This window comes from Flavobacterium movens, assembly GCF_039581425.1.
GTDB classification, from domain to species: domain Bacteria; phylum Bacteroidota; class Bacteroidia; order Flavobacteriales; family Flavobacteriaceae; genus Flavobacterium; species Flavobacterium luteolum.
On record NZ_JBCPXY010000003.1, the window covers coordinates 18,608 to 42,200 of the forward strand.

Consider the following 23,593-nt stretch of genomic DNA (forward strand, 5'->3'; position numbering starts at 1 on the left):
AAATGTTGTTTCAAACTGCAATTTGAAACTTGAAACAAAGAAAACTTGAAACAAAAACAAAATGGCAACAAACAGACAATTACTAGGAAAAGGAATTAAATATTTAACAGGTGCTTTGCCTTTAATGTTTCTTGGTCCATCGTTAATTTATAATGCTTTTCAGAATCAAAGCAACAACTGGCACTATCTTGTTTTAGGAATCGGAATTGTAGCTTGTCTAAGTTCTATGGTTTTGATCTTTTTGGGATTGAAAACCATTATGAAAGGTATATTTAATGACTAAATTAGTCTTCTAAAATAAACCTGACAGATTAGAAAGACTGTTAGATCTCATTAAACTTTTAAGCTAAATAAAACATGGAAAGTCTAATTCACATTCAGAAAACATTTGACAAAGTTGTTTATATTGATAAACGAATAAACAATCGTGAGTTTGAAGATTGTGTGTTTAAAAATTGTGATTTTTCCAACAGTAATTTTAGTTCTAATACTTTTCTTGACTGCGAATTCATTGACTGCAATCTCTCTATGACGAGTTTGGCAGGAACAAGTTTAAAAAATGTCACTTTTAAAAATTGTAAACTTCTAGGAATCGCTTTTAACGAATGTGATGATTTCTTATTTCAGGTATATTTTGAAGATTGCGTTTTGGATTATGCGCTTTTTTCGAATAAAAAAATGCCAAAAACCAAATTTATCAATTCTTCTGTGCGTGAAGTAACTTTTATAGGAACTAATTTAACGAGTTCTATTTTTGATAATTGCAATCTTGATGGCGCTATTTTTAACGAAACACAATTGGCTGGAGTTAATTTTAAAACAGCTTATAATTATAAAATCGATCCTGAATTTAATCCGATGAAAAAAGCACAATTTTCTACAGACGGAATTGTTGGATTATTAGACAAATACGATATCAAGATTTTTTAAAACAACGCCTCGAATTACACGAATTAACACGAATTGAGATTTCGATCAATTTGCGATGCAATTAAAACTTGTACTATTTGTGGCAAAAAAAATAGCTATGAAATTATCTGAATCTTATCTAGAAAGTGTCAAAAAACAATTTTTATACTATAAAATGCTTGGAGAAAAAGCTATAGAGCAGCTTGAGCCTTCGCAACTTTTCGTATCGTTTAATGAAGACACCAACAGCATTGCTACCATCATAAAACACATTTCTGGCAACATGCTTTCGCGCTGGACTGACTTTCTAACTTCTGATGGAGAGAAAGAATGGCGAAATCGTGATGCAGAATTTGAAAACGATTTACAATCTAAAGAAGAAGTTTTGGAAGTCTGGAACAAAGGCTGGACTTGTCTAGAAAATGCTTTAGAAAGCTTAAAACCCGAACAGCTTTCAGATATCATTTACATTAGAAACGAAGGTCATACTGTTATTGAAGCTATCAATCGTCAGTTGGCACATTATCCTTATCATGTCGGACAGATTGTTTTTTACGCCAAACAATTGAAAAACAGCGAATGGAATAGCTTATCGATTCCGAAGAATAAATCGGGAAATTATAATGCTGAAAAGTTTGCCAAAGAAAAAGAAATCAAGAACTTTACTGACGATGAATTAAAAAGATTGAAATGATCGAATATTATGCAAATTTTGGCGGAACATGTTGGTGGATCTTAATTAAATTCTGCAAAACAAATTTAACCGAAGAACAGAGTTCTAAAAACAAAAAACGGAATTTACTTTTTATAGCTTTTATAACTCTTGTAATTTTCTTTTTATTCTTTAATTGAAAAAAGGACTTTTGACAACTAAAGCCCTAGCCCCGATGGTAGCGGCATCCTTTTGTGGTGGGGTTCACCACAAAAGATATAGCGGACAGCGGGATTAGCTCCTAAAAAACAACTTATTTAAAATGAAAAAAATACTATTCTTATTCCCTATTCTGACTTTAGTTTCATGTTATAATGCTGAACATAATTGTAAAGATTTTAAAACTGGAAAATTCAAATTTGAAACAGAAGTCAACGGAGAGAAAAAAACGACCTATTTTGAGCGCAAAGACGATATCGAAATCGAAACTTTTGAAGGAAAAACAGATACTGCAACCATTCGCTGGGTAAGTGACTGCGAATATGTGCTGCAGAAAAAGCATCCAAAAAACATGGCTGAAGAAAAAGCAATCAGCATGAAGATTTTAACAACTTCTAAAGATTCTTATACGTTTGAATTTGGCTTGGTTGGTTCTGAAGAGAAACAGCGAGGTACTGTTTATAAAGTTGATTAAATAATAAAGGCTCCAATTTGGAGCTTTTTTTTTGCCACAAAGACACAAAGACGCTAAGAATTTATTTTTTTGTGCATTTGCGTCTTTGTGGCAAATTAAAATAATGTGTTTCTTTTACATTTCTATTATAAATAGTACATTAGAACTCTAATCTAACCAAATGAAAAATACCATTTCGCAACGTGTTGCCGACTTTTTAAAGAATTATCCGCCGTTTAATTTTTTGCATCAGAGAGATTTAGAAAAGCTATCTGAACAGATTTCTATTATTTATAAAGAAAAAGATTCAGTAATTTTTGCAGAAAATGATAAAACACACGATTCTTTTTATGTAGTTCATAAAGGTGCAATCGCTTTGAAAAAAAGCACTAAAAACACCGTTTTAGACATGTGTGACGAAGGCGATATTTTTGGACTTCGTCCGCTTTTGGCACAAGAAAATTACATTATGGAGGCTGTAGCGCATGAAGAAAGTATTCTTTACGCTATTCCTATTGCAGTTTTTAAACCTTACGCCCTTGAAAACAGAAACATTGGTAATTTTTTGATTGAAAGTTACGCTTCAAATACTCGAAATCCGTATTCAGACATTCATAAAGATAAATTATATGGCGATGATCAGTTAAATGAAAACCTGCATTCGAGCAATCATTCTTTTGATTTAGCGCCCATCAAATATTCAAAAAAAATCGTTACCTGCAGTCCGACAACGACTGTTAAGGAAGTGGCTAAGATTATGAACAAAAAGAAAGTTGGCGCTATTCTAATTGTTGATGAAATGCTTCCGATTGGTATTCTAACCGATAAAGACCTTCGAAATAAAATTGTTGCCGGCGATTTTCCAATTACAACAACCGCCGAAACGATAATGACGAAACCTGTTATTACTTACCCAAAAAAAATGACGGTTACCGAGGCACAAATGGCGATGATGAAAAGTAATATCAGTCATTTATGTTTAACTAAAGATGGAACGGTAAATACTAAAGCGGTAGGAATTTTATCGAAACACGATGTTATGGTGGCGCTCGGAAATAATCCCGCAGTTTTGATAAAAGCCTTAAAACGAACAAAAAAAATCAAGGAAATAAAGCCGATTCGCAACCGAATCATGCAACTGCTTCAAGGTTATCTGGATCAAAATATTCCGATGACTTTGATTACCAAAATCATTACAGAATTGAACGAGGCCTGCACTACTCGAGTTATCGAGATCTGTTTGGAAAAAATGAGCAGTCCTCCTCCTGTAAAATTTGCATGGTTGGCGCTTGGAAGCCAAGGACGCGGTGAGCAAATGCTTCACACCGATCAAGATAATGCAATTGTTTACGAAAATGTAAGTGAAGTTTTTAGGGACGAAACTAGAATATATTTCTTAAAGTTTGCTGGTCTTGTCAATAAAGGCCTTTTTGAAATTGGCTACGATTATTGTCCTGCCGATATGATGGCTTCTAGTCCGAAATGGTGCATGAGTCTAGATGAATGGAAAGCTCAGGTGCATCATTGGATTACAAATCCTGGGAAAAATGAAGTTTTACTTTCCTTTATTTTCTTTGACTACAGCAAAACTTATGGAGACTCTGAAATCGTTAACGAATTATCTGATTCTATTTTTGAAAACGTAAAAGCAAATCCGATTTTTTATATGCATTTGGTGAGCGGTGCTTTACAAAGCCCTTCGCCTACTGGTTTCTTCAGACAATTTTTAGTTGAACAAGATGGCGCAAACAAAGATAATTTTGACATCAAACGAAGGGCCTTAATGCCTTTAACCGATGCGGCGCGTGTTTTAATTTTATCTCATTCTGTAAAAGGAATCAGCAATACGGCAGAACGTTTTGAGAAATTGGCTGAACTGGAGCCAAATAATAGAGAATTATATTTGTCTTGTTCTTATTCGTTTAAAGCTTTACTAAAATTTAGAACCAAACAAGGTCTTTTACACCATGATTCGGGTCAGTTTATCGAATTGGAGTCTTTAACCAAAATGGAAAAAATTAAGCTGAAACGTACTTTTAAAACCATCAAAGAACTTCAGGAACTTATTTCAGTACGTTTTAATATCTCAAATCTGGTATAATAATGAGTTTATTCAATTTTTGGAAGAAAGAAGAAAATAATCTATTTGATGAAAATATTACCATCGAAGAAACTCGTTTTGTTGTTTTAGATACCGAAACTACAGGATTTGATTATGATAATGATCGCATTTTATGTATCGGCGCATTGGTTCTTCAAAACGGAATCATTAATGTTCAGGATAGTTTTGAAGTTTATCTAGAACAAGATCATTATGATAAATCGACCGCTCAGATTCATGGCATTTTAAAAGATTTATTGATTAAACGTCCGACCGAGTTAGAGGCTTTACAGCAATTTTTAGATTTTTTAGGAGATTCTATAATCATTGCACATCACACAATTTTTGATGTTACCATGATTAATAAAGCTTTAGAACGAAATGGCCTTCCTTATTTAACCAATAAAACTCTAGATACTGCTTATTTGTACAAAAAGACTTTAATTCAATCGCATTTATTTGAGCGAAAAGATCATTATACCTTAGATGATTTGGCTGACAAATTTGATATTTCAAAAAAAGATCGCCACACTGCTTTGGGTGATGCTTACATCACGGCGATTGCTTTTCTTAAAATTGTAAAAAAGCTAAAAGAGAAAAAAGCAGTCAATCTAAATCAGCTTTTTAAACCGCTTTAAGATTTTTTTAGGAATCTAAAATTTACATTCTAAACTTTTAATTTACTATTTAGTAATACAAGACTTATAAAAGTTAGCAAAAAGGAAAAATACTCATAACATGTATTTTGTTTTTGAAAGATAGCTTTGCTCTAATCAAAAAAAACACAAAAAAACACTTTATGAAAGCTAACTTCTTAAAATCGATTACCTTGCTTGGAATTGCAGGTATTACTGCAATTGGCTGTCAAAATGATGACAAAGATTCAAAAAACGATGTAAACGCAAGCATCGATTTTACTTCACATTCAAAAGTACCTCCTTTTGTTTATGCTCAGACAGGTTTTGAAAACTTAAAAATCAGCACTTTAATTACAAGCGCTGATGTACTTCCAGATTCTCCATCTTTTGTTTATGGCGCACAGCCTGACGGAGCTGGAATAATGAAAGATCCTAAAGGTGATGGATACATTATGATTACTAACCATGAAATTATTCAATCGGTATCAAGAGTATATTTAGACAAAACTTTCAAGCCTGTAAAAGGAGACTATATCGTTGATGGTGTTGGGGGACTTACTCGTTTGTGTTCTGCTACTTTGGCAACTCCAGAAATCCACGGATTTGGGCCAATCTTTTTAACTGCTGGAGAAAGCGGTCAGGAAAGTATGGTTCACGGAATTAATCCTCTTGGATTATCTACTGATAAAGCTAGAACTGACAGAGTGTTGCCAGCTTTAGGAAAAGCGAGTATGGAAAACGCTGTTCCGCTTCCAAAAGAGGCTTATCCAGGAAAAACAGTTATTTTAATTGGAGAAGATCAATCGTACGCAACTTCTCACGTAAGTGCTGGTCAGTTAATTATGTATGTTAGTACAGTTGGCGATTTATCTAACGGAAAATTATACGCTTTAAAAAGAACTGACGGAAATCAAGTTGAAACAACCATCACTTTAAACAATTCATATCCAGTTGAATTTGTTGAAATTCCGAATGCAAAAAACTTAACTGGTGCGGTAATCAATACCACGGTTAATGATTTAAAAGCAATTCGTTTCTCAAGAGTTGAAGACGTAGACTACAGAAAAGGAAGTGCAAGCAACAATAGAGAAATTTACTTTACTGCAACTGGTCAAGCAACAAATAATGCTCCTGTTGAAGGATATACAATGTGGGGAAGAGTTTATAAAGTAAAATTAGATGCAACAAACCCATTAAAAGGAACTTTAGAATTGGCTGTTGAAGGTGACAGTACTCCTGGAACTGGAATTATCAATCCTGATAACTTATGTGTGACTGAAAACTATGTTTACATTCAAGAAGATGGTGATAGTTATTATGCAGATGCAAAACACGATTCTTACATCTGGCAGTACAATATTGCTACAAAACAGAATAAACCATGGTTAAACATGAACCACAAAAGAACAGATACAGCTTGGAATACACTTTATAACCAAACTGGCGAAATGAGATTTGGAAGTTGGGAATTTGGAGCTATGCAAGACATTTCAGATATTATTGGTGTTCCAGATACTTTCACTGTAAATATTCACCCTCATACTTGGCAAAGTGATGCATTTAAAAATGCTGACGGTTCAGGAACTCAAACTAACAAAGAGGGAGGACAAACTGTAATTATTAGAAACGTACAACGCTAATAATTTCTACCAAAATCTATTAACAACCCTTATTTTCTAATAAGGGTTGTTTCTATTACAACTCCACTATGAAATTAAAATATTTTACTTTTCTATTTATACTGCTTTCTTTTTTCTATTCGTGCAAAGAAAGCGAAGCTTCAAAACCAACGGTCAAACAAGAATTACTTGTAGACCTAAATAAACTTAGTAATGAAATTTCACAATTTCAAAAACTTGTAACCAGCAATTCTTCACAAAAAGAAATTGTAGCACAATTTAAAAAGTCACGTCTAGCATACAAAAAAGTCGAATGGGCAATTGAATATTTTATTCCTGAAACTGGTAGATTTATGAACGGTCCTGCTCTTGACGAAATGGAATTGGAAGAAAACAGATCTTTTGAACCCCATGGTTTTCAAGTTATGGAAGAAATGATTTATCCTGAATACAATCCTGAAAGTAAAGAAGATTTAACGAGAGAATTGAATATTTTTCAATCGAATATTAAACAACTCAAAAGCACTTTTGAAGTTATTACCATTAGTGATGATTACGTTTTAGATGCTATGCAGCAGAATGTTTTTAGAGTTATTGCTTTAGGAATAACTGGTTTTGATAGTCCGATTTTGCAATCTTCAATTCCAGAAGCTGGCCAGAGTTTAATCTCAATTCCAGAAACGCTTGAAAAGATTGATGCTGGCAATAAATCAGTATCTGAATTAAAAGAGTTGACCAAAAGTGCACAAAAATACTGCACTGAAAATAATAATTTCAATGCTTTTAATCGTGCTATTTTTATATCTCAATATCTAAATCCGATTTCGAAAAAACTGAAAACTTTTCAGAAAGAAGAAAACATTAAAAATGTAAAGAAAAGCAGTCCGCTAAAACCAACAATTGAAACTTTATTTGATAAAGACGCTTTTGATGTAAATGCTTTTGTGCTTTCTAAAGAATATAATTTTACGAAAGAAAAAGCTATTCTAGGCGAAAAATTGTTTTATGACAAAAGTCTTTCAAAAAACAATGACCGAAGTTGTGCAACTTGTCATAATCCTGAAAAAGCTTTTACTGATGGTTTAAAAACAAACGTTTCACTTACTGGAATGAATTTACCAAGAAACACTCCTACTCTAACCTATGCTTCTTTGCAGAATGCTCAGTTTTGGGATATGCGTCAATTGGATCTAGAAAAACAAAGTGTCGACGTAATTCAGAATAAAGACGAAATGCATGGCTCGATGGAAAATATTCATGCTAAAATTCAGCTGGATAAGGAATATGTAAAACTATTTAAAAAAGCCTATCCAAAAGTATCAAAGCCAGAAGCGTGGCAAATTCAAAATGCTATTGCAAGTTATGTACGCTCCTTAAATGCCTTTGATTCTAGATTTGATGAATACATGAGAGGAAATAAAAACATTCTGAACAATGAAGAAATCGAAGGAATGAACCTTTTTATGGGAAAAGCAAAATGTGCCACTTGCCATTTTACGCCCTTATTTAACGGAACAGTTCCGCCAAGTTATTCCAAAACGGAACACGAAGTTATTGGAACTCCAAATGAACCCTCAGGAAAAACTTTAAGCCCAGATAAAGGCCGTTACATCTACAACCAAATGCCCCAGTTAATTGGTGCTTTTAAAACGCCAACTGTCAGAAATGCTGCGGTTACGGCTCCGTACATGCATAACGGAGTTTTTAAAACCCTAGAAGAAGTGGTTTCTTTTTACAATAAAGGTGGTGGAATTGGTTTAGGCTACGAAGTAGAAAATCAAACACTTCCTTTTGACAAACTGAATTTGACTATAAAAGAAGAAAAGGCTCTAGTTGCTTTTATGAAAACGCTAACGGATAGGAAATACCAGTAAAACCAAAATAAATCCCCAATTAAGCAAAACGCCGAAAAGTAATTTTTCGGCGTTTTTTGTTTTATTCTTCTATGAAAAGACGATAAGGAAATACATTTGATGACCTATTTTTTAAGTTCTTTATAAAACTTTCAGACAAATAATCCCATTCTGTAGCGGATAGATAGTTTCTTTCTGTTGCATCAATTTTTAGATAAATATCTACTGTTCTGCTAAAACCTGCTTTTACAGAAATTTCTTTTCGTGTTCCTTTTTCTATTCTAATATCTGTTACACAGCTTTTAAAATGATTAAATCCAAATGCTTTTATATCTGCAAATGTTACAATTCTGCCACGAGTCAGTAAAGCATTTCGATAAGCTAAAATACGATCTTTATTATTTTGCTTGTTCATACCGCCAACTGTATTGGTAACCAATACTGCCTCTTTACTTACAAACACTAAATCTTCTTTAGATTCTAAAACAGTCCCTGCTTTGATATCATTTCCTTCTTCTGCACAAGTAGACCAATAATGTATTCCAAATGACTTTCCTATAGATTCATCAATTTTTGGTTTAATCATGAGATAAGGATCATTATTTTTAGAAAAACTACTTTCTCTGGCCTGCTGTTCCACAGAAGCTAAAAGCTGATTTATTTCAAGGAATTCCAGCAGGAAAACTTAAAGAAGAAGAAAAGCAAAAACTAAATACTATTGAAGAAGTTTTAGGGCAAAGGGTAATCGGTCAAGATCATTGCATTGAGACTGTTGCTGGATCTATTTTAGAATCACGTTCGGGGCTTAGCAAAGCAGGCCAGCCAATTGCTTCTTTCTTTTTCTTAGGCCCAACAGGAACAGGAAAAACAGAATTGGCCAAGTCATTAGCTGAATTTCTTTTTCAGGATGAAAACGCTATTATTCGTTTTGATATGTCTGAATTTAAAGAAGAGCATTCGGCAGCTTTATTATACGGCGCTCCTCCTGGCTACGTTGGTTACGAAGAAGGTGGGTTATTAGTAAACAAGATTAGACAAAAACCATATTCTATTGTTTTATTTGACGAAATTGAAAAAGCACATCCTTCAGTTTTTGATGTATTTCTTCAAATCATGGACGAAGGAAAACTGCACGATCGATTAGGCAAAGAAGGAGATTTCTCCAATGCCATAATTCTTTTTACGTCAAATATTGGCGCAGATCATATCGTCAATACATTTAATAATGGTGAGATTCCAACTTCTAGTTCTTTAATGGAAATTATGGCAAATTACTTCAGGCCCGAATTTTTAGGGCGATTGACCGAAATCGTACCCTTTGCTCCAATTAATAAAGAAAATGCACTAAAAATATTTGAGATTCACCTTAAAAAAGAATTCATTGATTTATTAAACAATAGTAAAATCACAGTAGAAATTCCTTTTGAAACCAAACTGTATTTGGCTGAAAACGGTTATAATGCTAAATATGGTGCAAGACCTATCAAAAACATCATTAGGACACATTTAAGAAGGCCTCTAGCTAAAAAGATTATCTCTGGAGAAGTTAAAGACAACGACAATATATCAGTAATTATTGAAAACAACGAAGTGAAATGGATTATAGCAGAATCTGTCGTGATTGAGAATTAATTTAACTCTATAAAAAAAACGCTAAGAAATTAATCTTAGCGTTTCTTTTTTTTATTCTAAAACCAAGCCTATTTGGCCGTCGTCATCTAATTCTGTCTCCACAGAATCATCTTCTGGAATTTCTGGTTTTTCAGGAACTTCTTCGACTGGCTCTTCATAAGGAAGCGGATCTAACAAGTTAACCTGCCTTAATTTATCAGTTGTCAATTGATTCCCAAGAGCTTTGAAACCTTTTACGGCTATAAAGTCTTCTACATCAATATGCAAATCGTCTTTTTGAACACCTTTGACTTTGGCAAAAACCAATTGCGCTACTGGACGATAATCCGTAGAAACGATCTCTAGCTGTGAATTTGGGTGGTCTGTAATAAAACTTTCTTCTTTTCCTTCATTTTCTACAAGGAAACGTTTTAAGAAGTAACGTTCTTTTTCACCATCATAATAAATAGCAGAAATTGGTTTTTTAGGTTTCCATTTTTCTAGGACAATCATATCTTCCTCAAAGTGAGTCGATAATTCTGGAATAATAACTTTTAATTTACCGCTTTGGCTGATTACTAAAATTTTATCGCTTGGCTTGAATTCACCTAACAGTTCACCTCTTGCATCAACATTCAAACGTTTTACAGTATCGTCAAACCAAACTTTTCTTGGCAATAAAGTTGAAATTCCTTTTTCTTTTAATTCGATTTTCTTAATTGGATATTTGGTCACCAAATTTCCTTTTGATCCACGGCCTTTAATGGCCAGTTTAGCAAAATCAATGTCGAATTTCAGTTTTTTAATCGTTCCTACCTGACGAAGCAAAATAGTAACTACCTCAGCTTCTCCATTTGGATTGTGTGAAAAATAAACTACTTGCGAACCATTTGTTCCGTTAGTTAAATCGTAAGCTTTATCGCGCGTTACTCCCGTAACATTAAAACGTTTAATATATGACGGTCCAGATTTCCCATCACGATACATCATATTGTAAATAGTACGTTTATCGTTTTTATCGAAAACTGCGGCGTGTATAATGTCTTTTCCAATAAATGTTTTGGCATCTACTTTGGTAATCATTAATGTTCCGTCTCGTAAAAACACGATAACATCATCAATATCAGAACAGTCTCCTACGTATTCGTCTTTCTTTAAACTTGTTCCTACGAAACCTTCTTCACGGTTTACGTAAAGTTTTGTGTTTCTTAAAACTACCTTTGTAGCTTCTACGTTATCAAAAACACGAAGTTCTGTTTGGCGTTCACGACCTTTTCCGTATTTCTCTTTTAATTTGGTGAAGTAGGCAATTGCAAAATCTGTTAAATGTTCCAGATTATGCTCCACTTCTTTCATTTCATCTTCCAACTTAGCGATTAAATCATCAGCTTTATCAGAGTCGAAACGTGTAATACGAATCATCGGGATTTGAGTCAAACGCTGTAAATCATCATCATTGATTTCTCTAACGAATGATTTCTTGAAAGGCTCAAAACGGTCATACAAATATTTGTAAAGTGATTCTCTGTCTCCATAAAGTTTGAAGTCGATATACATTTCTTCACGTATGAATATTTTCTCCAAAGTAGAAAAATGCCACTTATTTTTTAATTCTTCTAATTGAATTTCTAATTCCTGACGAAGCAAATCGACTGTTCTGTGCGTTGAAATTTTCAACATTTCAGAAACCCCAATAAATAATGGCTTGTTATCTTCAATAACGCATCCTAAAGGCGCTACAGAAGTTTCACAGGCTGTAAAAGCAAATAAAGCATCAATTGTTTTATCTGGTGAAACACCTGGGAAAAGATGAATTAAAATCTCAACATCTGCAGCAGTATTGTCTTCAATTTTCTTGATTTTGATTTTACCTTTTTCATTGGCTTTCAAAATACTGTCAATTAAACTCGATGTATTGGTCGAAAACGGAATCTGTGTAATCACCAATGTATTTTTGTCTAATTGCGAAATTTTAGCACGCACACGCACACGTCCGCCACGCATTCCATCATGATAATTTGACACGTCAGCAATACCAGCAGTCATGAAGTCAGGATAAAGCGTAAACGATTTTCCTTTTAAAATCTTGATCGAAGCATCAATCAATTCATTGAAGTTATGAGGCAATACTTTTGTAGAAAGTCCAACTGCAATACCTTCTGCTCCTTGTGCTAAAAGCAATGGGAATTTTACAGGGAGATTGTTTGGTTCTGCACGACGACCATCATACGAAACACCCCAATCGGTAATTTTTGGAGAATATAAAACCTCCAAAGCAAATTTGGATAAACGTGCCTCAATATAACGCGAAGCAGCTGCTCCGTCACCTGTTAAAATATTTCCCCAGTTTCCCTGGCAGTCAATCAATAAATCTTTCTGACCAATCTGCACCATGGCGTCACCAATACTCGCATCTCCATGTGGGTGATACTGCATGGTGTGACCAACAACATTGGCAACTTTGTTATAACGACCATCGTCCAGCTCTTTTAAAGAGTGCATAATACGACGCTGAACAGGTTTAAATCCATCCTCGATAGCAGGAACTGCTCGTTCCAGAATTACATATGAAGCATAATCCAAAAACCAGTCTTTGTACATGCCCGTTACTTTGGTAATAACGTCCTCGCCTTCTTCTTCCTGATTTTCGTAAAAATGCTGTCCTTCGAAATGCTTCGCATCTACATCGATAATCTCATCGTCATCTCCATTTTGATTGTCATCAATATGGTTTTCATCTTGATTATTCTCGTCGTCGTTTGGAATTATGTTATCGTCTTCTTCGTCTTTCATATATTTTGTTCAGTATAAATACTAAAAAATTCTTCTATAATTCTTTCTTTTAAACCTCCTCTAGCTCATCAATCTCAACCTTCAGGTTTTTGATAATAAAATCTTGTCTATCAGGTGTGTTTTTACCCATATAGAAAGACAATAACTGTTCAATTGAAGTATGCTTGTCCATCATAACTGGATCAAGGCGGATTGTATCTCCAATAAAATTCTTGAACTCATCTGGCGAAATCTCTCCCAAACCTTTAAATCGGGTGATTTCTGGTTTTGGTTTTAATTTTTCGATGGCGTCTTTTCTTTCTTCTTCAGAATAACAATAAATCGTTTCTTTTTTGTTTCGAACCCTGAAAAGTGGTGTTTGTAAAATATACAAATGCCCTTCTTTGATTAATTCTGGGAAAAATTGCAAAAAGAAGGTAATTAAAAGCAAGCGAATGTGCATTCCGTCGACATCGGCATCGGTTGCGATTACGATATTATTGTAACGTAATTTTTCTAATCCGTCTTCGATATCAAGTGCTGCCTGCAGTAAATTGAATTCTTCGTTTTCATACACGATTTTCTTTGTCATTCCGTATGAATTCAAAGGTTTACCACGCAAACTGAAAACGGCTTGTGTATTTACGTCACGCGACTTTGTAATCGATCCAGAAGCCGAATCTCCCTCGGTAATAAAAAGCGTACTTTCTAAGTTTCTCGGATTTTTGGTATCAGGAAGATGCGCTCTGCAATCTCTTAATTTTTTATTGTGAAGATTGGCTTTTTTAGCACGATCTGTCGCCAGTTTTCTAATTCCTGATAATTCTTTACGTTCACGTTCTGCTTGAAGAATTTTACGCAATAAAGCCTCAGCAGTTGCTGGATTTTTATGCAGATAATTATCTAATTTGGTTTTGATAAAATCGTTTACGAAAGTACGAACAGAAACTGCTGGTGTTCCATCATCAGAACCCATATCTGTAGAACCTAATTTTGTTTTGGTTTGAGACTCAAAAACCGGTTCCATTACTTTAATACTAATCGCACTTACAATCGATTTACGAACGTCTGATGCTTCGAAATTCTTATTGTAAAATTCACGAATCGTTTTTACAACCGCCTCACGATAAGCGGCTAAGTGCGTTCCTCCTTGTGTTGTATTCTGACCGTTCACAAAAGAGTGATATTCTTCGCTATACTGCGTTTTACTGTGAGTAAGCGCAACCTCAATATCATGTTCTTTTAAGTGGATAATTGGGTATTCTAAATCTTCTTCGCTGATTGTTTCTTCTAATAAATCACGAAGCCCATTTTCTGAATAGTATTTTTCTCCGTTGAAAATAATAGTCAAACCATTGTTTAAGTAACAATAGTTTTTCACCATTTTAATAACGTATTCTAAACGGAATTTATAGTTTTTGAAAATCGTTTCGTCTGGTGTAAAAGTTACTTTTGTTCCCTTACGTTTTGTCGTTTCAACTATATCTTCTTCTGAAACTAAATTTCCTGCAGAAAACTCTGCGGCTTTTTGTTTGTCTTCACGAACAGATTCTACTCTAAAATAATTGGAAAGCGCATTAACTGCTTTTGTTCCGACACCATTCAAACCAACTGATTTCTGGAAAGCTTTAGAATCGTACTTTCCTCCTGTGTTCATTTTCGAAACTACATCGACCACTTTCCCCAACGGAATTCCACGTCCGTAATCACGAACCGAAACCGTTTTATCTTTTATCGTTACCTCAATAGTTTTTCCAGAGCCCATTACAAACTCATCGATACAGTTATCTAAAACCTCTTTTAAAAGAATATAAATACCATCGTCTGGAGAAGAACCGTCTCCCAGTTTTCCGATATACATTCCTGGACGCATACGGATATGTTCTTTCCAATCAAGCGAACGAATATTATCTTCGGTATATTGATTTTGCTCTAGCATATATGAATTTAGGATTTTTTGCTAATGTACCATTTCTTAGCAAAAAATGAAAGCGTATTCTCTTTTTGTTATGAATAATAACAGTTTGAAATCTATTTAAATTGATTTTAAAACAAAATGGGGCGTAAAATTATAAAAAACTGCTTTTTTGTCAAAAAAAATACTATTTGATTCCGAGCACTTCTTTTGCCAGAGCAATCATTTCGGGCGTTCCTGTGTTTTTGTTTTTCTCGTCAGAAAGTTTTACCACTCCTTGCCAATGCACATTATCAGGTTTTGTGTCGGTTAATTTTATAACCATATTCATAGCAGGAAGTCCAACATCGTTAGTGAAATTTGTTCCGATTCCAAATGACATTTTTATTTTGTCTTGACAGAAATCGACAATCTTTTTTACTTTATCGTAATTGAGTGAATCTGAAAAAACAATAACTTTTGATTTTGGATCGATTCCCATTTTATTATAATGAGCAATTACTTTTTGGGCAAACTCAATTGGATCTCCACTATCATGTCGAACACCATCAAAAAGCTTAGAATATTTTTTATCAAATTGGTTGAAAAATATTTCTGTCGTATAAGTATCCGTTAAAGCGATTCCGAGATCACCGCCGTAAACTTTTGTCCAGTTTTCGAGACTTATAAAATTCGCGACCTGAAAACCATATTGCGCGGCATGAAACATAAACCATTCGTGAGCATGCGTCCCTAAAGGCCTTCTATTGTTAACCATTGCAAAATGCACATTACTGGTTCCAATAAAACTGTTTCCTCCGTACGTTCTTAAAGTTTCATTGACTAAATCATGAACATCGTAAGAATGACGTCTTCTTGTACCAAATTCTAAAATCGAAACTCCTAATTTATTGTAATTATCGATTTTCTCTTTTGTTAGTTCTTTTATGGCTTCATCATTTAAACGAATTAAATGATTTGATTTATAAAAAAGCTCCGAAATAAGCGCCATTAAAGGAACTTCCCATAAAATAGTCCTGTACCAATAACCTTCTACTGTTACTGAAATTTCTGAACCTTCCTGACTAATCTCAACCTCAGACGGATCAAAACTATATCCTTGCAGAAAATCTAAATAAGTAGGATCAAGATAAGGACAATAATGGGCTAAATAACTTTTTTCTTCTTTTGTTAAACGAAGCTCAGATAATGCATCAACAGATTTTCGAAGTAAATCTGCAAATCCTTCTGGGAAGACATGTTTACCTCGATTTATAAATCCGTAACGAACTTTTGCTTTTGGAAAAAGTTTAATTACAGCATGCTGCATTGTAAATTTATAGAAATCATTATCTAAGATTGATTTCAGAAAAGTCGCTTCCATAGTGTTCAAATTCGGATCATTCTGGCTAAGATACGCCAATTTCAGAAAAGATGAAAATTGCTGGTTTCTTAATCGATTATTTTGAAGTTATTTTGAAAGAAACAACACTATTACCATCAACAAAAACAGTAATATAATCTCCAATATTGTTATCAATGCCAATTTGGAATTCTAATCCTCCTCGTTTTTCTTTTGGGTTTTGAACTTTTACTGGCTGATTTCTTTTATTTAAATAAAAAACCTGATTGGATTTCGAAACATTTTTAATTTCTACAGTAATCTTATCACCATTTCTAGCTTCGATTATTCCAGAGTCGGGCGATTTAATTTTATAATCTTTTTCGACTGTTGTATTGTAAATTAACGGGCCATTTAGAAAATCGTCTTTACTTAATCTATTACCTAAAAAAGTTCCAGAATCCGGAAAATGTTTGGCAAAGAAATAATCGGGATCTGTATCAAAATAAGCAGGATTAAAATCGTTGACCATTCTGCCTTTACTGCTGTCATAATAGCCTTGTCCCCAAGTGACATCAATTAAGCGCCATTTTTTATCGATCAAAACGATATTCCATGCATGATTGGATGAAGTGGTTTTTCTACCAATATCTCGCACTGAAATCTTAGAATCGCCACGAATAATTTCACATTTAATTCCCATTAAAGAGGCCAAATGCTGATATAGAGCTGTAAAACCTTCACAAACTGCTTTTTTAGATTTAAAAGCTTTCTGAATTAGATTATCATTCAGTTGTTTTATTTTTCGCTGTTTTTCGGCTTCCGAAGAATAACTGAAACCTTGTGTTCTCGGCGGATTCAAATATGCATTGTAATCGTATCTTATATTGAAAGCAATCCAACTGTAAATAGCACGCGCACGATCATAATCGGAATCAAAATCTTTTTCGATTTTGTCAGCTAATTTCTCTGTGCTATCAAAGCTTTTTGGGTATTTTGCAACTATTTTATCAACTTCGCTAATCTTCTGAGAAAAAGCAAAATGAACAGAAATAATGTTTAATAAAAAGAAAATAAGGGCAATCTTTTTTTGTGGCATTTAAAAATTTGATTTAATAATATCTTTCAGTTCCTGATCCAATTCTGGATTAGAGATTTTATTTTCTTGTAAATCAAAATTCGAGCCAAATGCTGGCAATGAGAAACTTCCTTTAATTTCTGCCCCGTAACGAGGGAAAAGATTCTGCGCAATTCCTAAAACAGATGCGCCTCCTCTGCCTCCTGGAGAAGTTGCCAATAATAACATTGGTTTATGCTGAAAAACGTCTTTTTCGATTCGAGAACTCCAATCGAAAACATTTTTGAAAGCAACAGAATAATTCCCGTTATTTTCTGCCATTGAAATAACCAGAATATCAGCTTCTTTAAGTTTATTCAGGAATGCTTGCGCCACATCATGCTGACCTATTTCTTTTTCAAGATCTACACTAAAAACTGGCATTGCAAAATCGTTAAGATCTAAAACTTCAACTTCGGCATTTTCAAACAAACTTGATGCATAAGTAGCTAAACGTTTATTGATTGAGTGCTTACTGTTACTTCCTCCAAAGGCTATTATTTTCATATTTGTGGTATTTGTTTTATCAACCATATAAGTAATATAAGTTCATTTAAATTTACTTTGCCTTTAATTAAGTGAAAACTTAAATTTTCTTATATTACTTATATGGTTTAATATTAATTTTCTATTTCAAAAATCTCTTTTTGTATTTCTACAGAATAATCATTTGGCGAAATACTTCCACCGAAAGCTTTGGCATAAACTTTTGTAAATTCTGCTCCAAAATATAAAATAATAGCCGAATAATATACCCAAACCAAAATTATAATTACAGAACCCGCTGCGCCATAAACACTTGCAACTGTTGAATTTCCTAAGTACAGTCCAATTGCAAATTTACCTATCATAAATAGAATAGCAGTGCAAGAAGCGCCTATAAAAGCATCTTTCCATTTGATAATACCGTCTGGTAAAGTTCGGAATATAATAGCAAAAAGCAATGTGATACTAGCAAAAACAATCACAAGATTTACAACATAAAAAAGGTATATTGTTGTGTCTGGAAAATAAAGTTTTAAACGGGCATTTAAAACGTCGAGTGTAGCATTGAGCATTAAACTGACCAGCATTAAAAATCCAACAGAAACGATCATCGAAAATGACATTAATCTGTTTTGAATAAATTTTTTCAAGCCTTTATTTGGTTTTGCACGAAGTCCCCAGATGTAATTAATTGAACTCTGAATTTCGGCAAAAACTCCTGATGCTCCAATTAAAAGCATCACAACTCCAAATACGGTTACAAAGACATTACTGTCTGATAATTGAACATTTTTGATTGCCTCCTGAATCTGTACAGCAGCATTATTCCCGACCAATCGATTTATCTGACCATATAATTGACCTGTGACTGCCTCTTCCCCAAAAAAGAAGCCACATATGGTAATTATAATAATCAACAAAGGAGGCAAAGCAAAAATGGTATAATAAGATAACGCCGCGCTTAACTTTATCGCATTGTCATCGTTGAATTCTAAAAATGTTGTTTTTAATAAATACCAAGTTTTTGAAAATATAGTGTGCTTTTTCATTTGCTTATTTTTGATATTCACTCAAATTTAAGCATTAATGAAAATGTTGCACTTCTCAGATTTTAGCCGAATTTTATATTTTTCCCATGTTTATTTAGAGACCTTTTTATATTCTTGATCGTATCCTAAATGTTTAATTTTAAAGATTTTTTTGAATTCGCTTCTTGCTGGTTTCATCAAATACGAAATAGAATCAAGTTTTTTTGCTTTTATTTTAGTTACAGAATCAAGTTTTTTCAAATCTTTCAAATCGTACAGATTTTTAAATTTGAGTGTGTTTTTATCAAGTGAAACAAATCGAACCTTCCAAAATATAGAATCTTTTTTACTCAAAATTAATTGCCCATCAATTCGTTTTGCTTTTTCATAAAGAGAAAACCTAAACAGCGTATCGATACTTTTTTGAATTAATTCGATTGAATCGCCTTTTGGTAGCATATCATAAGTATATCTTGTCTCCTTCACCACTAATTTGCCATCAACAATATCGCATTCAGCCTTTAGTGAATCTAATTTAAGCTTATGAATTTTGAACTTCCAAAAATATTCTTCTAGAATTCTATCTTCTTCAATTCTTATAAAAGTTGAATCATTGTTTACATACAATCCTCTAAATTTACTCGGAAAACGATCTAACTCAGAATTATTGTCAGGCTGTGGTTTTTCAAAATAAAAAGTCGCACATCCTTCTACGCATTCTGCTGGTGCGTCTACTTTTTTACAAGAAATGCTTACAGCTAGTATTGCTACAATTAAAACTATCTTTTTCATAGCAGAATCATTTGTAGTGACAGAAAATCCCTTTATCATAAACCGTCCATAAACTTGCTTTTTGGTTAGCTGCTTTTAAAGCATTATTTGCCCAAGTATTGCAAGTATAAAAAAGACTATAACTTCCTTTAGCTTCATAGAAAGCATCTTTTAGCCCGTAGCTGTGACCTTCAATCCATTGTGGATGAATTGGATTGCTAAAACTATTGGAGATATAATTAACTAAATTTTGATAATTCTCTTTAGAAACTAAAATACGTTTACAATCATCACCTTCTCTTAACTGCTTAAAAAATGTAGCATGTACAGCAGATGAACTGATTCCGAAAGCGGCTTTAAAAGCTGTGCTTGCTTTTAAATCTGACCATTCTGGAGTTTCAAGATAAAAGCCCTTATCACCCCAACCAAAAGCAATATAATTCATTAAAGAATCTTTTGATTGAGTTTGATTAAACTGAATTTCGTTTCGCCAGTCTTTGATTTCATTTTTTATCGGAACCACAATATCGGTATGTACTCCGTTTGAAAGAATGTAAATGGGAACGGCATCTTGCTCTTCTACTTTTGCAATATCTGAATTGACTGTGATTTTTGAAATAATTAAAACAGAAGAAATATACAAAGCAAGAAAACTAAAGATTCCAAAAAGTGTCCAGCCTAGGATTTTGAATGATTTTTTTAGCATTTTGATTGGTTGATTTTAGATTAGTAATTGGTTATTTTTTCAGTAACCAATTTTTGAGCCAAAAATTTTTCAGTTGCTAAAATGGGACGCGGATTTTACAGATTCGCTTTCGCGAAAGCGCAGATTTAAACGGATTTTATTTTCATTTTTATACATAAAAAAACTGCTGAATTCATCCAGCAGTTTAGTCTATTCTCTTTGTTCTTTGTTCTTTGTTCTATTATCTCAAGAAAAAAATTAAACGTTAAAACGGAAATGCATTACATCACCATCTTTTACGATATATTCTTTTCCTTCAACTCTGAATTTTCCAGCTTCTTTTGCTTTTGCTTCAGAACCATATTGAACGTAATCATCGTATGAAATCACCTCTGCACGGATAAATCCTTTTTCAAAGTCGGTATGGATAACTCCAGCTGCTTGCGGAGCAGTTGCTCCGATGTTGATTGTCCAAGCACGAACTTCTTTTACACCTGCTGTAAAGTAAGTTTGCTGTTTCAATAGTTTGTAAGCCGCACGAATTAAAACTGATGCTCCTGGCTCTTCTAATCCCATATCTTCTAAGAAAACTTGACGCTCTTCGTAGCTTTCTAATTCCGTGATATCTGCCTCTGCTCCTACTGAAAGTACAATAACTTCAGCCTCCTCATCTTTTACTAATTCACGAACTTGATCTACATATTTATTTCCGTTTACAGCAGAACTTTCGTCAACATTACAAACATATAAAACTGGTTTTGCTGTAATTAATTGGAAAGCTTCCATCAAAACTTCTTCATCGTTGTTTTGAGGAACAATTGTTCTTGCAGATTTTGCCTGCAAAAGAGCTTCTCTAATTCTGTTTAATAAAGCTTCTTCTGCCTGAGCTTCTTTATTTCCTGTTTTTGCAGCACGTTTTACTTTTTCTAAACGCTTTTCAACAGTTTCTAGATCTTTTAACTGCAACTCAATATCGATAGTTTCTTTATCACGAATTGGATTTACGTTTCCGTCAACGTGTACAATATTATCATTGTCAAAACAACGTAAAACGTGAATAATAGCATTACACTCTCTAATGTTTCCTAAAAACTGGTTTCCAAGACCTTCACCTTTACTTGCTCCTTTTACCAAACCTGCAATATCTACGATATCTACAGTTGCCATTTGAACGCGCTCTGGTTTTACCAATTCTTCCAATTTATTGATTCTTGGATCTGGAACGTTTACAACACCAATATTAGGTTCGATAGTACAAAACGGAAAGTTTGCACTCTGCGCTTTTGCATTAGATAAACAATTAAATAATGTTGATTTTCCAACATTTGGCAATCCTACAATTCCTGCTTTCATCTGTTTGTTTCTATTTATTTTAATCGGCCTTTAAATACTCAGACCTGTTATATGCTTTTTGGGTTATTGTCAAAATGAATCGTTTCGGCAATAAAATTTTGCAAATATAAGATTTAATAACTCTTTAGCGAATTAAATATTTACATTAATGCAATTTGATAAAGAGTTCTTTTTCTGCTTGATCGATTAACGTTATTTCTTAAAAAAGAAAATCCCGAACAAATGAAGTTCGGGATTTTTCTTTCCTATTTATTTAATTACAATTTAAACTCTAATGATGCGATGATTGCTTTTTCTTCATCGGTAGCTGTAAAACCAGATATATCCCAGTAATTCGTTAAGATTTTATTCTTTTTATTGAAAAGTGATTTTTCTTTAAAAACGTCACTTTCATTATAAGTAAAATTCTGCTTATTAAAACCTGTCGTGACAAAACTATTTCTCACTTGTATATTTTTAGTTTTATCTTTTAAAACAACATTATAACCAATTTCTTCATTTGAACTCAGTAAATAATAATCGGTTCCATCCCATCTGTAATTTACTTTGACAAACGATTTTGTGATGTTTTTTTCACCTTCTTTAGTCTTCTCTTCCACTTTATCGAGAGTCGCAGGAGTAACAGAAATAGTATATTCTACAATAATCTTTTTTAATGGGTCATAAATGATTTCGAAATTATCAATCGCTTCTTTGGCCTTATCCAACGGAACAACTGACATTATGTAGTAATTTTTGTTTTTTGAATGTCCTTTGGTTGTAAAATCATATTCCTTTTTGGCTTTTGGATCTAATAATGGTTCTAAGTATTTAAAATTTAAATAATTCTCCATTATATTATTCAGATTATATCCTTTTAAATCAGCACTTACGTCTGTTTCTAATAGTCCGTAGGAGCGATTTTGTTCAACCAATAAAGTAGTTGCATTATTATTTTTATCAAATTGAAAATTTACCAATCCATCATTATAATACGTATACTGATTGTCGAGCATAAAAAATTCTCTAACATATACTTTCTGTCTATGGGAAATACTAATTTTCTTTGTAGAATTGTTAACCAATTTCTGCAGAATTTTTTCTGGAGATTCCTTAGACAAAACCACTTCATCTAATTTATTGTTTTTACTCTTTAAATAAATAACAAATTTTTGATCTCCATTTAAAGAAGTCCATCGCACAGTCAAATCTTCATAATTAGTTTCAGAAACCTGAACATTAGATCCTCCTGTCAGCATAAAAGTAACTTTTCCTTCTTCATTGCTCAATAAAATCTGCTGGGTTTTCATTATTTTAACCGTGGCATTTTGTATTGGCTCCAAGGTTTCTATATCCTTAACAATAATAGAATACTCCTCCTTTTGTGCAAAAACGCTTATGTAGCTGAGCAAAACAATAAATAAAAGTAGCAATTTCTTCATAGGCATTGTTATTTTTTCAACTAAAGTATTATTTTTCTAACAATTAAGCAATAGTCTAAAAATAAAACATTCACTATCAAGAAACTGACTTTCTAAAATACCTGAAATCAGGGTAAAAAAAATCCTGAGTTTTTCGGCTCAGGATTCTATATTATTTCTACAGCAATTTTTACTCGTTATGCAAAAAAGCTTGTCTTTCTAATAAAGTTTCTTCGTCTTCAACGTGATTGTCATCAGGTACACAACAGTCAACAGGACAAACAGCAGCACACTGCGGCTCATCGTGAAAACCTTTACATTCTGTACATTTTCCTGGTACGATATAATAAATTTCATCAGAAATTGGAGTTTGCGCGTCATCAGCGTCAACTTCAGTTCCGTCAGGTAAAACTATTTTTCCAGAAAGACTTGTCCCGTCTTTATATCTCCAATCATCTGCTCCTTCATATATTGCTGTATTTGGGCACTCTGGTTCGCAAGCCCCACAATTGATGCATTCGTCAGTTATAATAATTGCCATCTTTTTAGTCTTAAAGTTTAAAAGTCATAAAGTTTAAAGCCATAAAGTTTGAAAGGATTAAAGTTAAAAGGATAAAAGCCTTTTCAACTTTGGACTTTCGACTTTGGACTTTTTGTCTTTCGACTTAATTATGCTTATTTTTGTGCAA

General features: G+C 33.3%; 20 protein-coding genes and 1 pseudogene. 9 read left to right on the forward strand and 12 right to left on the reverse strand.

What is annotated here, in order from left to right:
• The first annotated feature begins 61 nt into the window (after positions 1-61).
• The 8 genes from AAYQ05_RS06415 (at position 62) to AAYQ05_RS06450 (ending at position 8,466) form a co-directional block, all read left to right on the forward strand.
• The gene (locus AAYQ05_RS06415; protein WP_177210185.1) at positions 62-283 is read left to right on the forward strand and encodes a DUF6095 family protein; all 222 of its coding nucleotides are present in this window, start codon (positions 62-64) and stop codon (positions 281-283) included.
• 74 nt (positions 284-357) lie between these two features.
• On the forward strand, positions 358-930 hold the full coding sequence (locus AAYQ05_RS06420) for a pentapeptide repeat-containing protein (RefSeq protein ID WP_343542013.1): 573 nt from the start codon (positions 358-360) through the stop codon (positions 928-930).
• A gap of 97 nt (positions 931-1,027) precedes the next feature.
• Positions 1,028-1,603: a DUF1572 family protein gene (locus tag AAYQ05_RS06425; RefSeq protein WP_343542015.1), complete on the forward strand. Its 576-nt coding sequence runs from the start codon at positions 1,028-1,030 to the stop codon at positions 1,601-1,603.
• A gap of 280 nt (positions 1,604-1,883) precedes the next feature.
• Positions 1,884-2,255 (forward strand): DNA topoisomerase IV, encoded by a 372-nt coding sequence (locus AAYQ05_RS06430; protein ID WP_177210189.1) that lies wholly within the window; start codon positions 1,884-1,886, stop codon positions 2,253-2,255.
• Positions 2,256-2,415: 160 nt separating this feature from the next.
• A complete protein-coding gene (locus AAYQ05_RS06435; RefSeq protein WP_343542019.1) occupies positions 2,416-4,335 on the forward strand; it encodes a DUF294 nucleotidyltransferase-like domain-containing protein in 1,920 nt (639 codons plus the stop codon).
• A gap of 2 nt (positions 4,336-4,337) precedes the next feature.
• Positions 4,338-4,973 (forward strand): 3'-5' exonuclease, encoded by a 636-nt coding sequence (locus AAYQ05_RS06440; protein ID WP_343542022.1) that lies wholly within the window; start codon positions 4,338-4,340, stop codon positions 4,971-4,973.
• A 161-nt stretch (positions 4,974-5,134) separates the two neighbouring features.
• Positions 5,135-6,613, forward strand: coding sequence for a PhoX family protein (locus AAYQ05_RS06445; RefSeq protein WP_343542024.1), 1,479 nt, complete (start codon positions 5,135-5,137; stop codon positions 6,611-6,613).
• Between the two features lie 68 nt (positions 6,614-6,681).
• Positions 6,682-8,466: a cytochrome-c peroxidase gene (locus AAYQ05_RS06450; protein WP_343542025.1), complete on the forward strand. Its 1,785-nt coding sequence runs from the start codon at positions 6,682-6,684 to the stop codon at positions 8,464-8,466.
• Positions 8,467-8,527: 61 nt separating this feature from the next.
• On the opposite strand, the gene AAYQ05_RS06455 is transcribed toward AAYQ05_RS06450, so the two are convergent.
• Positions 8,528-9,031: a hypothetical protein gene (locus AAYQ05_RS06455; protein ID WP_343542026.1), complete on the reverse strand. Its 504-nt coding sequence runs from the start codon at positions 9,029-9,031 to the stop codon at positions 8,528-8,530.
• An 83-nt stretch (positions 9,032-9,114) separates the two neighbouring features.
• Here AAYQ05_RS06455 and AAYQ05_RS06460 point away from each other — a divergent pair.
• Positions 9,115-10,077: pseudogene (locus tag AAYQ05_RS06460) on the forward strand (AAA family ATPase); the annotation flags it as partial.
• Between the two features lie 51 nt (positions 10,078-10,128).
• On the opposite strand, the gene AAYQ05_RS06465 reads toward AAYQ05_RS06460, so the two are convergent.
• The 11 genes from AAYQ05_RS06465 to AAYQ05_RS06515 form a co-directional block, all read right to left on the reverse strand.
• Positions 10,129-12,849: a DNA gyrase/topoisomerase IV subunit A gene (locus AAYQ05_RS06465; protein ID WP_343542027.1), complete on the reverse strand. Its 2,721-nt coding sequence runs from the start codon at positions 12,847-12,849 to the stop codon at positions 10,129-10,131.
• Between the two features lie 49 nt (positions 12,850-12,898).
• A complete protein-coding gene (locus AAYQ05_RS06470) occupies positions 12,899-14,767 on the reverse strand; it encodes a DNA topoisomerase IV subunit B (protein ID WP_343542028.1) in 1,869 nt (622 codons plus the stop codon).
• A 163-nt stretch (positions 14,768-14,930) separates the two neighbouring features.
• Positions 14,931-16,106 (reverse strand): nicotinate phosphoribosyltransferase, encoded by a 1,176-nt coding sequence (gene pncB, locus AAYQ05_RS06475; protein WP_281631981.1) that lies wholly within the window; start codon positions 16,104-16,106, stop codon positions 14,931-14,933.
• A 76-nt stretch (positions 16,107-16,182) separates the two neighbouring features.
• Entirely contained in the window at positions 16,183-17,163 is a 981-nt protein-coding gene (locus AAYQ05_RS06480) for a transglutaminase domain-containing protein (RefSeq protein WP_343542031.1), read from the reverse strand.
• Positions 17,164-17,688, reverse strand: coding sequence for an NADPH-dependent FMN reductase (locus AAYQ05_RS06485; protein ID WP_343542033.1), 525 nt, complete (start codon positions 17,686-17,688; stop codon positions 17,164-17,166).
• 113 nt (positions 17,689-17,801) lie between these two features.
• Positions 17,802-18,716 (reverse strand): YihY/virulence factor BrkB family protein, encoded by a 915-nt coding sequence (locus tag AAYQ05_RS06490; protein WP_343542036.1) that lies wholly within the window; start codon positions 18,714-18,716, stop codon positions 17,802-17,804.
• Between the two features lie 90 nt (positions 18,717-18,806).
• Positions 18,807-19,487 carry a hypothetical protein gene (locus AAYQ05_RS06495; RefSeq protein ID WP_343542039.1) on the reverse strand — a complete coding sequence of 227 codons (681 nt, stop codon included), beginning with the start codon at positions 19,485-19,487 and terminating at the stop codon, positions 18,807-18,809.
• A 7-nt stretch (positions 19,488-19,494) separates the two neighbouring features.
• Positions 19,495-20,172: a TIGR02117 family protein gene (locus AAYQ05_RS06500; protein ID WP_343542041.1), complete on the reverse strand. Its 678-nt coding sequence runs from the start codon at positions 20,170-20,172 to the stop codon at positions 19,495-19,497.
• A gap of 237 nt (positions 20,173-20,409) precedes the next feature.
• Positions 20,410-21,504 (reverse strand): redox-regulated ATPase YchF, encoded by a 1,095-nt coding sequence (gene ychF, locus AAYQ05_RS06505; RefSeq protein WP_012024533.1) that lies wholly within the window; start codon positions 21,502-21,504, stop codon positions 20,410-20,412.
• A gap of 257 nt (positions 21,505-21,761) precedes the next feature.
• Positions 21,762-22,925 carry a hypothetical protein gene (locus AAYQ05_RS06510; RefSeq protein ID WP_343542045.1) on the reverse strand — a complete coding sequence of 388 codons (1,164 nt, stop codon included), beginning with the start codon at positions 22,923-22,925 and terminating at the stop codon, positions 21,762-21,764.
• 169 nt (positions 22,926-23,094) lie between these two features.
• Positions 23,095-23,445 carry a 4Fe-4S dicluster domain-containing protein gene (locus tag AAYQ05_RS06515; RefSeq protein ID WP_111366760.1) on the reverse strand — a complete coding sequence of 117 codons (351 nt, stop codon included), beginning with the start codon at positions 23,443-23,445 and terminating at the stop codon, positions 23,095-23,097.
• Between the last annotated feature and the right edge of the window lie 148 nt (positions 23,446-23,593).

Excerpts from the sequence above, each read along its gene's own strand:
- AAYQ05_RS06415 (WP_177210185.1), top strand. The coding sequence starts at position 62 with ATGGCAACAAACAGACAATTACTAGGAAAAGGAATTAAATATTTAACA.
- AAYQ05_RS06420 (WP_343542013.1), top strand. The coding sequence starts at position 358 with ATGGAAAGTCTAATTCACATTCAGAAAACATTTGACAAAGTTGTTTAT.
- AAYQ05_RS06425 (WP_343542015.1), top strand. The coding sequence starts at position 1,028 with ATGAAATTATCTGAATCTTATCTAGAAAGTGTCAAAAAACAATTTTTA.
- AAYQ05_RS06430 (WP_177210189.1), top strand. The coding sequence starts at position 1,884 with ATGAAAAAAATACTATTCTTATTCCCTATTCTGACTTTAGTTTCATGT.
- AAYQ05_RS06435 (WP_343542019.1), top strand. The coding sequence starts at position 2,416 with ATGAAAAATACCATTTCGCAACGTGTTGCCGACTTTTTAAAGAATTAT.
- AAYQ05_RS06440 (WP_343542022.1), top strand. The coding sequence starts at position 4,338 with ATGAGTTTATTCAATTTTTGGAAGAAAGAAGAAAATAATCTATTTGAT.
- AAYQ05_RS06445 (WP_343542024.1), top strand. The coding sequence starts at position 5,135 with ATGAAAGCTAACTTCTTAAAATCGATTACCTTGCTTGGAATTGCAGGT.
- AAYQ05_RS06450 (WP_343542025.1), top strand. The coding sequence starts at position 6,682 with ATGAAATTAAAATATTTTACTTTTCTATTTATACTGCTTTCTTTTTTC.
- AAYQ05_RS06455 (WP_343542026.1), bottom strand. The coding sequence starts at position 9,031 with ATGATTAAACCAAAAATTGATGAATCTATAGGAAAGTCATTTGGAATA.
- AAYQ05_RS06465 (WP_343542027.1), bottom strand. The coding sequence starts at position 12,849 with ATGAAAGACGAAGAAGACGATAACATAATTCCAAACGACGACGAGAAT.
- AAYQ05_RS06470 (WP_343542028.1), bottom strand. The coding sequence starts at position 14,767 with ATGCTAGAGCAAAATCAATATACCGAAGATAATATTCGTTCGCTTGAT.
- pncB (WP_281631981.1), bottom strand. The coding sequence starts at position 16,106 with ATGGAAGCGACTTTTCTGAAATCAATCTTAGATAATGATTTCTATAAA.
- AAYQ05_RS06480 (WP_343542031.1), bottom strand. The coding sequence starts at position 17,163 with ATGCCACAAAAAAAGATTGCCCTTATTTTCTTTTTATTAAACATTATT.
- AAYQ05_RS06485 (WP_343542033.1), bottom strand. The coding sequence starts at position 17,688 with ATGAAAATAATAGCCTTTGGAGGAAGTAACAGTAAGCACTCAATCAAT.
- AAYQ05_RS06490 (WP_343542036.1), bottom strand. The coding sequence starts at position 18,716 with ATGAAAAAGCACACTATATTTTCAAAAACTTGGTATTTATTAAAAACA.
- AAYQ05_RS06495 (WP_343542039.1), bottom strand. The coding sequence starts at position 19,487 with ATGAAAAAGATAGTTTTAATTGTAGCAATACTAGCTGTAAGCATTTCT.
- AAYQ05_RS06500 (WP_343542041.1), bottom strand. The coding sequence starts at position 20,172 with ATGCTAAAAAAATCATTCAAAATCCTAGGCTGGACACTTTTTGGAATC.
- ychF (WP_012024533.1), bottom strand. The coding sequence starts at position 21,504 with ATGAAAGCAGGAATTGTAGGATTGCCAAATGTTGGAAAATCAACATTA.
- AAYQ05_RS06510 (WP_343542045.1), bottom strand. The coding sequence starts at position 22,925 with ATGAAGAAATTGCTACTTTTATTTATTGTTTTGCTCAGCTACATAAGC.
- AAYQ05_RS06515 (WP_111366760.1), bottom strand. The coding sequence starts at position 23,445 with ATGGCAATTATTATAACTGACGAATGCATCAATTGTGGGGCTTGCGAA.